9 protein-coding genes are annotated in these 12,295 nt (G+C 72.5%); 6 read left to right on the forward strand and 3 right to left on the reverse strand.

The window, feature by feature from the left end; all coding sequences use genetic code 11:
* The first annotated feature begins 207 nt into the window (after positions 1 to 207).
* Positions 208 to 1,311 carry a mannose-1-phosphate guanylyltransferase gene (locus IL992_RS07110; RefSeq protein ID WP_319018396.1) on the forward strand — a complete coding sequence of 368 codons (1,104 nt, stop codon included), beginning with the start codon at positions 208 to 210 and terminating at the stop codon, positions 1,309 to 1,311.
* Between the two features lie 9 nt (positions 1,312 to 1,320).
* Complete coding sequence (locus tag IL992_RS07115; RefSeq protein WP_193202505.1) at positions 1,321 to 2,295, forward strand: DNA-3-methyladenine glycosylase family protein; 975 nt, start codon at positions 1,321 to 1,323, stop codon at positions 2,293 to 2,295.
* Here the strand turns inward: IL992_RS07115 and IL992_RS07120 are convergent.
* The gene (locus tag IL992_RS07120; protein WP_193202506.1) at positions 2,280 to 2,699 is read right to left on the reverse strand and encodes a hypothetical protein; all 420 of its coding nucleotides are present in this window, start codon (positions 2,697 to 2,699) and stop codon (positions 2,280 to 2,282) included. The genes IL992_RS07115 and IL992_RS07120 overlap by 16 nt on opposite strands.
* A 162-nt stretch (positions 2,700 to 2,861) precedes the next feature.
* Here IL992_RS07120 and IL992_RS07125 point away from each other — a divergent pair, with 162 nt between their 5' ends.
* Together IL992_RS07125 and IL992_RS07130 are read left to right on the forward strand one after the other, a co-directional pair.
* Entirely contained in the window at positions 2,862 to 5,495 is a 2,634-nt protein-coding gene (locus IL992_RS07125) for a bifunctional FO biosynthesis protein CofGH (protein ID WP_193202507.1), read from the forward strand.
* A 113-nt stretch (positions 5,496 to 5,608) separates the two neighbouring features.
* Positions 5,609 to 7,360: a substrate-binding domain-containing protein gene (locus IL992_RS07130; protein ID WP_193202508.1), complete on the forward strand. Its 1,752-nt coding sequence runs from the start codon at positions 5,609 to 5,611 to the stop codon at positions 7,358 to 7,360.
* 20 nt (positions 7,361 to 7,380) lie between these two features.
* On the opposite strand, the gene IL992_RS07135 is transcribed toward IL992_RS07130, so the two are convergent.
* Together IL992_RS07135 and cofD are read right to left on the reverse strand one after the other, a co-directional pair.
* A complete protein-coding gene (locus tag IL992_RS07135) occupies positions 7,381 to 8,664 on the reverse strand; it encodes a coenzyme F420-0:L-glutamate ligase (RefSeq protein WP_193202509.1) in 1,284 nt (427 codons plus the stop codon).
* A 31-nt stretch (positions 8,665 to 8,695) separates the two neighbouring features.
* On the reverse strand, positions 8,696 to 9,634 hold the full coding sequence (gene cofD / locus IL992_RS07140; RefSeq protein ID WP_193202510.1) for a 2-phospho-L-lactate transferase: 939 nt from the start codon (positions 9,632 to 9,634) through the stop codon (positions 8,696 to 8,698).
* A gap of 171 nt (positions 9,635 to 9,805) precedes the next feature.
* Between cofD and IL992_RS07145 the strand changes: the two genes are divergently transcribed.
* On the forward strand, positions 9,806 to 11,830 hold the full coding sequence (locus tag IL992_RS07145; protein WP_193202511.1) for a hypothetical protein: 2,025 nt from the start codon (positions 9,806 to 9,808) through the stop codon (positions 11,828 to 11,830).
* 192 nt (positions 11,831 to 12,022) lie between these two features.
* Positions 12,023 to 12,280 carry a WhiB family transcriptional regulator gene (locus IL992_RS07150; protein WP_079313297.1) on the forward strand — a complete coding sequence of 86 codons (258 nt, stop codon included), beginning with the start codon at positions 12,023 to 12,025 and terminating at the stop codon, positions 12,278 to 12,280.
* The last annotated feature ends 15 nt before the right edge of the window (positions 12,281 to 12,295 follow it).

A 12,295-nucleotide genomic window follows, 5' to 3' on the forward strand; every position in this document is an offset into this window, starting at 1 on the left:
GTTCGAAGACACGCCGTATGGACTCATCCGTTAGCTGCTCGGCGGCATCCCGATTATCGCGCGTCCGTTTTTGAGGCAAAAATCAGCCCTGCGTGTCGCTCGGTTCGGGGTTATGCGAACGGAAATTGCGGGCAGTCATGAAACGTCCGCACAACGGTCGGCGGCGGCGAGCCATGCGAAGGGCCCGGCTAGGCTACCCTCGCGGCTGTGAGGGAGAGTTCTGTGCGGTCGCCGGATGGTCTTGAGGCGATCCTTCTCGTGGGCGGCCAGGGTACGCGTCTGCGACCGCTGACGCTCAGCACGCCCAAGCCGCTGCTTCCGACGGCGGGGGTGCCCTTCCTCGCGCACCAACTGGCCAAGGCGCGGGCGTACGGGGTGCGCCGGGTGGTCTTCGCGACGTCCTACCGGGCCTCGATGTTCGGCGAGGCGTTCGGCGACGGGTCGGGCTTCGGCCTGGAGATCGTCTACATGACCGAGGACACCCCGCTCGGCACCGGCGGCGCGATCCGCAACGCCGCACGGGCGCTGACCTGCCCGCCCGAGGCGCCGGTGCTCGTGCTGAACGGCGACATCCTGTCGGGTCACGACATCGCGGCGCAGGTGGACCTGCACGTTTCACGGGGGGCCGCGGTGACCCTCCATCTCACGGAGGTGGACGACCCGTCGAGATTCGGCTGCGTGCCGACCGACGACGACGGTAGGGTCAGCGCCTTCCTGGAGAAGACGCCCAATCCCGTGACGAACCGGATCAACGCCGGCTGCTACGTGTTCCAGCGCTCGGTCATCGACACGATCCCCGAGGGCCAGGTGGTGTCGGTGGAGCGGGAGACCTTCCCCGGACTGATCGCGGCCGGCGAGCTGGTGCTCGGCTACGCCGACACCTCGTACTGGCTGGACGTGGGCACCCCGGCGGCGTTCGTGCAGGGCTCGGCCGACCTGGTGCTGGGCAAGCTCGGCTCGCCCGCGCTGCCGGGTCCGGTGGGCGAGAGCCTCCTGCTGGACGGGGCCGTCGTGTCGCCCGAGGCCAAGGTCACCGGTGGCACGGTCGTCGGCTCCCGGGCCACGGTCGAGGCCGGCGCGAGCGTGCGCGGCAGCGTGCTGTCCGAGGACTGCCACGTGGCGTCGGGCGCGACCGTCGTGGACTCGGTCGTCGGCGTCGGCGCCCGCGTCGCCTCCGGCGCCGTGCTGCGCGAGGTCGTGGTCGGCGACGGCGCGCTCATCGGCCCCGGCAATGAGCTCACCTCCGGTATGCGCGTCTGGCCGGGGGTAAATCTGCCCGAGTGCGCGGTCCGCTTCTCCAGCGACGTGTGACGGGGGGCAGTGACCGTTCCCGCCGCTTCCGCGGCGGCCGTCCGGGAGAGGCGCTGGCGGCCGCCGGCGCCGCTCGACGTCGCGCTGACACTGTCGCCGCACCGGCGCGGGGGAGGCGACCCGGCCTGGCGGCGTACCCCGGACGGGGCGATCTGGCGCACCTCGCGCGCCCCCGAAGGGCCCGGCACTCTGCGCGTCACGGTGAGCCGCGGCGAGGTCCTCGGGCAGGCGTGGGGGCCGGGGGCGGACTGGCTGCTGGAGACGCTTCCGTCGCTGCTGGGCGCCGACGACGACGTGGCCGGTTTCGCCGCGATGCTCGCGCGGCTCACCCGCTCGGGCGTTGCCCGGCAGGCCCGCGCCGCCGTGTTCGTCGCGGGGCTGGCCGACCGTGCCGCCGGGCTGCGGATCGGGCGTTCCCTGCGGGTCTTCGAGGCGCTCGCGCCCGCCGTGCTGGAGCAGAAGGTGGTCGGCAGGGAGGCGTGGCGGGCCTGGCGGTTCCTCATGCGCCGGTACGGCGAGCCGGCCCCCGGCCCGGCCCCCGAGGGCATGTACGTGATCCCGCCGCCCGAGGTGTGGCGGGCGATCCCGTCGTGGGACTGGCACCGGGCCGGGGCGGAGGCCGTACGGGCCCGGACGATCGTCAACGCGGCCCGGCACGCCGAGAAGCTGGAGCGCACCACGGAGGCGTCGGCGGAGGCGGACCGCCTGCTGCGGGCGCTGCCGGGGATCGGCGTGTGGACCTCCGCCGAGGTGCGCCAGCGGGCCCACGGCGACCCGGACGCCCCGAGCGTGGGCGACTTCCACCTGCCGGGGATCGTCGGCTACGCGCTGACCGGGCGGAAGACCGACGACGACGGCATGCTCGACCTGCTCGAGCCGTTCCGGGGGCACCGCCACCGCGTGGTCAGGCTGATCGAGCTCAGCGGCGTCCGGCCGCCGGCGCGCGGCCCGCGCATGGCCCCGCGCGACTACCGGGCCTTCTGACCACGTCCGGTGCGTCGCGCACCGCCGGCCTCGCCCGTCTTCAGGTCCTGGTTGATCCCGCAGTGCTCGACCCCCGCGTGGCACGTGCCGCTGAGGGTGTTGGTGAAGACGCCGACGCTCGTCTCCTGCTGGAGGCCGGCGAATGCGAGGCCGTTGTTGCCGGCGGGGGCGTTCACGTTGCGCCTGCCCATGGACACCTGCCGGGGGGCGCTGGCGATCGCGGGCGTGTTGGCCGTGTTGCGGCCGTCCGTGACCTGCTTGGCGTGGCCCTTGCCCGATCCGTCGCCGTGCCCGGCGTACGGCGCCGCGAACGCCTCACCCGCGAGCGGCGCCGACAACCCGATAACGAGCGTCGCGACGGCCAGCGACCGGGCCCCCGAGGCCAGACAAAACGCACTATCCACCCTCATAACGGCCACCAATTCCCCGCCCGTCCGTCGATCCCGCCCCACCACTCATACCCTGCGACCGCAAACTCCCCGGAGGGCGTACACCATGACTTCGGCCGTACGCGCGGCCGGGGGCTGAGTGCGCCGGACGGACTCACGCCTCATAGGGTGCGGCGTATGACGGCGAAGCGACCCCCGAACGTCAGCTCCGACAGCGGCACCCGCCGGGCACTCGCGCGGGCCAGGGACGGCAAGACCCTCGATCTCGCCGAGGCGGCGATCCTGCTGCGCGCCCGCGGCGACGACCTGGACGCCCTGCTCGCACACGCCTCGCGGGTCAGGGACGCGGGACTGGAGGCCGCCGGACGGACCGGCGTCATCACCTACAGCCGCAAGGTGTTCATCCCGCTGACCCGGCTGTGCCGGGACAGGTGCGGCTACTGCACGTTCGCCACCGCGCCGCACAAGCTGCCGAGCGCCTTCCTGTCGCCCGACGAGGTGCTGGAGATCGCCCGCCAGGGCGCGGCGATGGGGTGCAAGGAGGCGCTGTTCACGCTCGGCGACCGGCCGGAGGACCGGTGGCACCAGGCGCGCGAGTGGCTCGACGCCCACGGGTACGACGACACGCTGTCGTACGTCCGGGCGATGGCGATCCGGGTGCTGGAGGAGACCGGGTTGCTGCCCCACCTCAACCCCGGCGTGCTGACCTGGAAGGACCTGCAGCGTCTCAAGCCGGTCGCGCCCTCGATGGGCATGATGCTGGAGACCACCTCACGGCGGCTGTTCACCGAGAAGGGCCAGGCCCACTACGGCTCTCCCGACAAGGACCCGGACGTACGGCTGCGCGTGCTCGAGGACGCGGGTCGCTCCAGCGTGCCGTTCACGACGGGCCTGCTGATCGGCATCGGCGAGACGATCGAGGAGCGGGCCGAGTCGATCTTCGCGATCCGCCGGGTGGCCAGGGAGTACGGCGGCATCCAGGAGGTCATCGTCCAGAACTTCCGCGCCAAGCCCGACACGGCCATGCGCGGGATGCCCGACGCCGACCTGCACGAGCTGGCCGCGACGATCGCGGTGACGCGGCTGGTGCTCGGCCCGAAGGTCCGCGTGCAGGCGCCGCCCAACCTCATCGGCGAGGAGTACGCGCTGATGCTGCGGGCGGGCATCGACGACTGGGGCGGCGTGTCCCCGCTCACGCCCGACCACGTCAACCCCGAGCGCCCGTGGCCGCAGATCGACGACCTGGCGGCCCGCACCTCCGCCGCCGGCTTCACGCTGCGCGAGCGCCTCACGATCTACCCCGAGTATGTGCTCGCGGGGGAGCCGTGGCTCGACCCCCGGCTCACCGAGCACGTCGCGGCGCTGGCCGACCCGGCCACCGGGCTCGCGCGGGAGGACGCGGTGCCCCGCGGCCGTCCCTGGCAGGAGCCCGACGGCGGACTCGGCGGGCTCGTCACCGGCGGGCGGGCCGACCTACACACCGCCGTCGACGCCGAGGGCCGCACGGGCGACCGCCGCGCCGACTTCGACAGCGTGTACGGCGACTGGGACGCCCTGCGCGAGCGCCTGCCCAGCGGCGGGCGAGACGGGTCTGTCAGGGCGGACGTGCGGGAGGCGCTGCGGCAGGCCGAGGCGGACCCGGCGCGGCTGACCGACGAGCAGGCGCTGACGCTGCTCGACCTCGCCGGCGACCAGTCGGGGGCGGGCGCCGACGACGCCGGCCTGGACGAGCTGTGCCTGATCGCCGACGGGCTGCGCCGCGAGGCGGTGGGCGACGACGTCACCTACGTCGTCAACCGGAACATCAACTTCACCAACGTCTGCTACACCGGCTGCCGCTTCTGCGCGTTCGCCCAGCGGCGCACCGACGCCGACGCCTACACCCTGTCGCTGAGCGAGGTGGCCGACCGGGCGCAGGAGGCGTGGGAGGCCGGGGCGACCGAGGTGTGCATGCAGGGCGGCATCCACCCCGACCTGCCCGGCACGGCCTACTTCGACATCGCCCGGGCCGTCAAGGAACGCTGCCCCGAGATCCACGTCCACGCGTTCTCGCCGATGGAGGTCGTCAACGGCGCGAGCCGTACGAACCTGTCGGTCGAGGAGTGGCTGCACGCGGCGCGGGAGGCGGGGGTCGACTCCCTGCCCGGCACGGCCGCCGAGATCCTCGACGACGACGTGCGGTGGGTGCTGACCAAGGGCAAGCTGCCCGCACGGGAGTGGATCGAGGTCATCACCACCGCCCACCGGGTCGGCATCCCGACGACCTCGACCATGATGTACGGCCACGTGGACACCCACGAGCACTGGGTGCGCCACATCCGGCTGATCCGGTCGATCCAGGAGGAGACGGGCGGGTTCAGCGAGTTCGTGCTGCTGCCGTTCGTGCACCACAGCGCCCCGATCTACCTGGCGGGGATCGCCCGGCCGGGGCCGACCGTACGGGAGAACCGGGCCGTCCACGCCCTGGCGCGGATCATGCTGCACGGCGCGATCCGCAACATCCAGTGCTCGTGGGTGAAGCTGCGCGACGACCTGTGCCGGGACGTGCTCGCCGGAGGCGTGAACGACCTCGGCGGCACGCTCATGGAGGAGACGATCAGCCGGATGGCAGGCTCGGAGAACGGCTCCTACAAGACGATCAGCGAGATCGCGGCCATGGTCGCGCCGACCGGCCGCCCGCTGCGCCAGCGCACCACGTCGTACGGCCGGCCGAGCGAGGAGCGGGCCGAGGCGGCCCGGCGCAGCGACGGGGTGTGCCAGTCGGTCCGCAGGCCGCTGCTCACGGTCTCGCCCATCGCACGTCAGGAGTAATTGGACGCGCTGTATATAACAAGTTCTATTTCGCTCTTGCGCCGCATGCGGGGTGGGTGGGCAGAATCGCAATGCCGCTGCACCGGTCATGAGAACTGGGAAGGACCCGCACCGTGCCGTCCGGTCGTCACCGCGCCGCCTTCACCGTCGAGCGGCGCCGCAGGCAGGCCAGATGGAAGGGCGTGGTCGCGGTCCTGACGGCCGCGGCGATCGTCGCGGCGGGGGCCGTCCTCTTCCTCACGCGCTCGACAGGAACGTGTTCCGCCCGGGATCCGATCCTCGTGAGCGTCGCGGCGGCCGTGGACGTCGCGCCGCCCGTGATGGACGCGGCCGAGCGGTTCAACGCCTCGGGCGCGGGCGTGGAGGGGCGGTGCGTCCAGGTCCAGGTGGCCGAGCAGCCTCCGGCGCCGGTGCTCCGCACGCTGATCGGCGACCGGGCCGGCGTCCTGCCCGACCGCCCGGACGGCTGGATCGCCGACTCCTCCGTGTGGGTGCGGCTCGCCCGCAAGCAGGGCGGGCAGGACATCGCCGCCGACGAGACCGTCGTCGCCACCTCCCCGCTGGTCTTCGCCACCCGGCGCTCGCTCGCCGAGCGGTTCGCCGCCGGGGGGACGGCCATGAGCTGGGACATGGTCTTCCCCGCCACGGTGCGGGGACGTCTCCAGCCCACCGAGCACGAGCCCGACATCGTGCGCATCCCCGATCCCTCGGTCTCAGGAGCGGGGATCGCGACCGTCGCGGCGGCCCGCGACATCGTCGGCACGGGCGAGAAGGCCGACCGCGACCTCACGGCGTTCGTGCGCATGGCGCAGGCGGGGTCGGCCCCCGACTACCGCAGCATGCTCGGCGCGGTGGACGCCCCCGGCTTCTGGTCGCGTCCCGTGGTGATCGTCCCCGAGCAGTCGGTGTGGGCGCACGACCGCGAGAGCGGCGCCGAGCCCGTGGTCGCCCTCCAGCCCAAGGAGGGCACGATCAACCTGGATTACCCGTACGTCGTGACGGCCGCGGATCCCGACCGGGCGGCGGCCTCCCGGCTGTTCGCGGCATGGCTGCGGTCGGCGGCCACGCAGGAGGCCGTACGGAAGGCCGGGTTCCGCGGCGCCGACGGGCGGCCGCCGTTCGACAGCGGTGCGGGCATCTCGACCGAGCTGCCCCGCCCGCGGCCGTCGATCACGGCAGAGGTGATCGACGAGGCGCTGGAGGCGTGGAGCAGGCTGGCCCCGCCGAGCCGGATCCTCGTGCTGGCCGACGTGTCGAAGGAGAACGCGGAACCGATAAAGGCGGGCGGGAAGACCCGGCTGGACGTCGCGGTCGAGGCGGCCAAGCTCGGCCTGCAGCTGTTCCCGAACGAGACCCACATGGGCCTGTGGGAGTTCGCCCGCGACCTGAAGGGCGGCGCGGACCACCGCGCGCTGATCGGCCTCGGCCCGATCACCAAGCCCGACGACGGTCAGGAGGAGATCCGCAGGACCGCCCTGTTCCGGGTGGCTGACGGCATCAAGGCGTTCGGCGACCGGAGCAGCTCGCTGTACGACGCGATCGACGCGGGCTTCCGGTCGGTGTCGAAGGGCTACGACCCGCTGATGAGCAACGCCCTGCTGGTGCTGACGGCGGGCGTGGACGACGGGAAGGGCGTGTCGCGGCGCGAGCTCGTCGACAGGCTGCGCAAGGAGTGGGACCCGGACAAGCCGGTGCAGATCATCATCGTCGCGTTCGGCAAGGCCGCCGACCGGCCGGCGCTCGACGAGATCGTCTCGGCCACCAACGGGCAGCTCTACGTGGCGCAGGAGCCGGGCCAGATCATCGACGTGTTCCTGTCGGCGCTGGCCCGGCGGCTGTGCCACCCCACGTGCACGCAGAAGTGACGTGCACGCAGAGGTGACGGTCACCTCGTGACGTAGAAGTCGGCCGGGTCGCGCGGCGGCCGGTCCTTCGGCGGCGCGGCGGGATGGCCGATGGCCACGGCGCCCATGGGGTCCCAGTTCTGCGGCAGGTCGAGCACCTTGCGTACCACGTCGCGGCAGAACATCGTGGACGACACCCACGCCGAGCCCAGCCCCTGCACGGCGAGCTGGACCAGGAAGTTCTGCACGCCGGCGCCGGTGGCCACCACGAACATCTCCCGCTCGGCGGCGTTCCTGCGCTCGTCCCTGTAGGTGTGCGAGCCGTCCATCACCAGGCACGGCACCGCCAGGTAGGGCGCGTTCCGCAGCACGTCGCCGCGCCGGATCCGCCGGGCGATCGACTCCTCGGAGAAGCCGTCGGAGCGCAGGTCCTCGATCCAGGCGTCCCGCATCGCGTCAAGCAGTTCCGTACGCGCCCGCGGGGTCTCCAGCAGTACGAACCGCCACGGCGTGGTGTGGTGCGGGGCGGGCGCGGCGACGGCGGCGGCCACGGCCCGCCGTACGGCCGCGGAATCGACCTCGGCGGCGGAGAACTCCCGGATCGTGCGGCGGGCGAAGACGACGTCGGCCGAGCCGTACCGGAACATGTCCTCGTCGGCGGGGCGGACGAGGACCCGCCCGCCCGGGCCGTCCTCGTCGGTCACCAGGTCGCCCAGCCCGCGGACGAGGGCCACCGGAACGCCGGACAGCTTGCCCTTCGCCAGGTCGCCCGCCGCCGCGATCTCGTCGACCAGCGCCGTGACGGTGGCGTTGAGCGGGTTGCCGTAGCCGTCGATGCCGCCGCGCAGGTCCTCAAGCGGCCGCACGCCGGCCGCGCCGATGGCGACGTCGGTCAGGCCGTGCCGCCAGGGCCGGCCGAAGGTGTCGGACACGATCACCCCTATCCGCACGCCGAGCCGCTCGCGCAGCCCCCGGCGGATCCGGCCCGCCGAGGCGTCCGGGTCCTCGGGCAGCAGCAGCACGGTGCCGGGGGAGGTGTTGGAGGCGTCGACGCCGGCCGCGGCCATCACGAAGCCGTGCCGCGTCTGCGCGATGACGGTGTCCCCGCGCCGCGCGACCACGCGCTCGGTCTCCTCCTCGATCGCGGCCGTACGGCTGCTGTCTTGGCGGATGCGGCCTTCGGCCTTGCTCACGATCTTGGAGGTCACGACCAGGATGTCGCCGTCCCGGAGGTCGGGCGCGGCCTGCGCCACGAGGAGGGCGATGTCGTCGCCGGGCCGCACCTCGGGCAGGCCGGGCAGGCCGCTGACACTGATCTGGGGCATGGGCTCCTCTGACATCTGTTCTGGCATGGGTTCAGGACCTGAGGGATCGAGCCAGTGCGAGGGCCGCGGCGGCGATGTCCCGCGTGGCCTCGGGGTCGCTCATCAGGAGCGGGCGGGCCTCCACCACCACGCCGTCGAGCGCCACGCCCTTGTCCTCCTCGGCCACGAGCCAGCCGTCGAGCAGCGCGGAGCCGTACAGCTCCAGGACCGCCTGGGCGCTCGTCTCCACGCCGATCGCCGTCAGGCAGGCGTCGGCCATGCCGCGCACCGGCGCGCCGCCGATGATGGGGGAGACGCCGACGACCGTCTTGTCCTCCAGGGCCGCCCGGATGCCCGGGATCTGGAGGATCGTGCCGATGCTGACGACCGGGTTCGACGGCGGGAGGATGACGACATCCGCCGCCGCGATGGCATCGAGCACGCCGGGCGCGGGACGGGCCTCGTCCGCGCCGACGAGCACGATCTGCTCGGCCGGCACGGAGGCGCGCAGCCGCACCCACCACTCCTGGAAGTGGATGGCCCTCCTGCCGGTCTCGTCGGAGACGACCACGTGGGTCTCGGTGCGGTCGTCCGACATCGGCAGCAGCCGCACCCCGGGCCGCCACCGGTCGCACAGGGCCTCGGTCACCTGCGAGAGCGGATAACCGGCCGCCAGCATCTGGCTGCGGATGATGTGGGTGGCGAAATCACGGTCGCCGAGGCCGAACCACTGGGGCTCCATGCCGTACGCGGCGAGCTCCTCCTTCACCGTGAACGTTTCATCGGCCCGTCCCCAGCCTTGTTCCTCGTTGATGCCGCCGCCCAGCGTGTACATGACCGTGTCGAGGTCAGGGCACACGCGCAGGCCGAACAGGGTGATGTCGTCGCCGGTGTTGCCGATCACGGTGATCTCGGAATCGGGGGCCGCCGCCTTGAGACCTCGGAGGAACCGGGCGCCGCCGATTCCTCCGGCGAGGGACACGATGCGCATGCCGTCAGTCTTCCATCGGCCGCCCGCGGGAGCGCCGACACCCACCCAGGAACCGGGATGAACAGCCATATGTAGGGTGTGTTCGGCTTGTGAGGTTCTTGGGTCTGCCGACGCTTAAGTCAGTCATGTGCAAAACTTCCCCGAGTGCCGTTTGGACCGATGGGGGTAGTCGTGCTCAAGGTCGATACCGGCCGGCTCCGCGAGCCGGCCGCGTGGACGATGCTCGCGGTGGTGATCACCACCGTCCTCGTGACCATCGCGCGCATGCTGATCGGCTCCTCGCTGAGCAGCACATTCGGCGTCCGCGCGGCGGCGAGCCTGTACTCCCTCGTGTCCCCGGTCTCGACCGTGCTCGCGGCCGGCGCCGTGCTGCTCGTCGCCAAGGCCGGCGCGCCCACCCCCAGGGCTCGCCTCGTGGCGCTCGGCGCGGCCGGGTCGCTCGGTCTCGGCATCGTCTTCGGCGTGATCGCTGTGCTGGGCGTGCTCGTGGGCGACCTGGCCACGTTCCGCGACCGGTTCGAATACCTGATCACCGGGCTGCCGATGATCGCGCTCGCCGTCTTCGGCGCGCTGTTCTCGCTGAGCACGGCATCGGCGCTCCAGCCCGCCAGGGAGCCGGCGGGCGACTACTTCGGCAGGCGCGAGGACGCCTATCCGCCTCACACGTACGCCCCGGCGCTGCCGCAGGGCCCGCAAGGCCCCCAGAGCCCTCAAGGTCCTCACGGGCCGCAGGGGTACGGCGAGGTTCCGCAGGGGTACGGCGAGGTTCCGGGAGCGGCAGGTGCGGGCGCGGCAGGTGCGGGCGCGCCGCCCCACAACCCCCACCCCAATCCCGGCCCGGTGCCCGGTCAGCAGGTTCCCGGTCAGCAGCAGTTCGGTCACCCCGCCCCGGGTGACCCGCAGAACGTCCCCCAGGCCGTACCCCAGGCCGCTCCGCACGCCGCCACCCCCGGCGGCCAGTACGACGCCCCCCACCAGGGCCAGCACAACGGCCCGCAGAACCCGCCGCAGAATGTCCCGCACCCCGGCCAGTACGACGCCCCTCACCAGGGCCAGCCCCACAGCCAGCCGCAGGGCCAGCCGCAGGGGCCCGCGTACGGGCAGAGCACGCCGGCGCCGGCCCACCCCCAACTGCCGCCCGCCGAGCACCGGTACGCCGAGCACCAGCAGTACGGGCAGGACCAGCAGTACGCGCAGGACCAGTACGGCCAGGACCAGTACGCCCAGGAGCGGGGCCAGGGGGCCTTCGGCCAGGAGCGGCCCCAGGACGTCTACGGCCAGGAATACGAGCCGCAGCCCTCCTACAATCCCGCCCCGACCGCCCCGCAGCCCCCGCCGTTCGGACAGCCCGGCGCCCCGGCTCCCGCCTCGGCTCCCTCTCAGGGCCCCGGCCACGGACAGGCGCAGCAGCAGCCCCGGCCGTCGCTGCAGGACGTCCAGACCGGCGCGCACTACCCCGACTACGGCGCGTACGGCGCGCAGCCCGAGGCGCCTGCTCCCCAGCGGCCCGACTACTCCCCGCCGCCGCAGGGCCCGGTGTTCGACCAGTACGGCTACGCGGGCCAGCAGACGGAATCCGGCGGCTACGGGCAGTTCCCGAGCACTCCCCCCGCCGCGCCCGGCAACGCCCCCAGTGCTTACGGCCAGCCCTCCTCCTACAGCCCGAGCCCCGCCCCCGAGGCCAGGCCGTACGAGCAGGACCAGGCGTACGGACAGGGGTCGCCGTTCTCCGGCTACTCCGGCCAGGCGTTCGCCCGCCAGGCCGGCGAGCACGCGGCCGGTGGCCCGGCCTTCGACGCTCCCCCCGCGTACGAGGGCCCGGCCGACCCGAGGGAGCAGCAGCTCGCGCAGGCCTACCAGCAGGCGCAGAGCTACCAGAAGGGCGCCCTGCCGGACCACCCCACCGGCCCGCAGGACATGCCGGAGTACTACGACAACCCGCTCGGTCACCCCCAGTCCGAGCCCGCGCCGTTCCAGCCCCCGGCGCCCGGTCCCGCCGACCAGACGGTCCGCTTCGACCCCTCCGCCTACCACGGAGACCCGCTCAGCGACCCGCTGCGCAGGGAGGAACCGCTCGACCCGACGGCCATCTACACGCCGGACAGGTCGCAGGCAAAGTATGAGGAAGGTTCCGCCCCCGATCAGGCAGGCCGCAGAACCGACCCCGACCTCCCTTGGTATGGTTCCGAACGCTGATAGGACCGTAGATCGGGGCGTACGAACCGGGGCGAGCAGGTCTTTCCCCGGGTATCGTTATGCCGCTTGACGCCACACGCGCCACGCGCGTGTAATTACAGACATGTTGTTACGCCTTCCCAAGGGTGGGTATAGGGCAGGCGTTTTTATGGGGGGCTCCATGTGGGCGGGCGAGCGACAGGGAGGTGTGCAATGACCGATCTGGTCATGGCACAGGCGCTCGATGGTGAAGATCTTGGGTGGCAGGAGCGCGCTTTGTGTGCGCAGACCGATCCTGAGGCGTTCTTTCCTGAAAAGGGCGGTTCCACCAGGGAAGCAAAGAAGGTGTGCCGTTCGTGTGAGGTGCGCGCCGAGTGCCTTGAATACGCGCTTCAGCATGATGAGCGTTTCGGCATCTGGGGCGGCCTGTCCGAGCGGGAAAGGCGCAAGATCAAGCGCCAGGCCGTCTAGGTCCCTGAGGCTGAC

This window comes from Microbispora sitophila (assembly GCF_014892245.1).
In the GTDB taxonomy this organism is placed as follows: domain Bacteria; phylum Actinomycetota; class Actinomycetes; order Streptosporangiales; family Streptosporangiaceae; genus Microbispora; species Microbispora siamensis.

Excerpts from the sequence above, each read along its gene's own strand:
- IL992_RS07125 (WP_193202507.1), top strand. The coding sequence starts at position 2,862 with ATGACGGCGAAGCGACCCCCGAACGTCAGCTCCGACAGCGGCACCCGC.
- IL992_RS07135 (WP_193202509.1), bottom strand. The coding sequence starts at position 8,664 with ATGCCCCAGATCAGTGTCAGCGGCCTGCCCGGCCTGCCCGAGGTGCGG.
- cofD (WP_193202510.1), bottom strand. The coding sequence starts at position 9,634 with ATGCGCATCGTGTCCCTCGCCGGAGGAATCGGCGGCGCCCGGTTCCTC.
- IL992_RS07150 (WP_079313297.1), top strand. The coding sequence starts at position 12,023 with ATGACCGATCTGGTCATGGCACAGGCGCTCGATGGTGAAGATCTTGGG.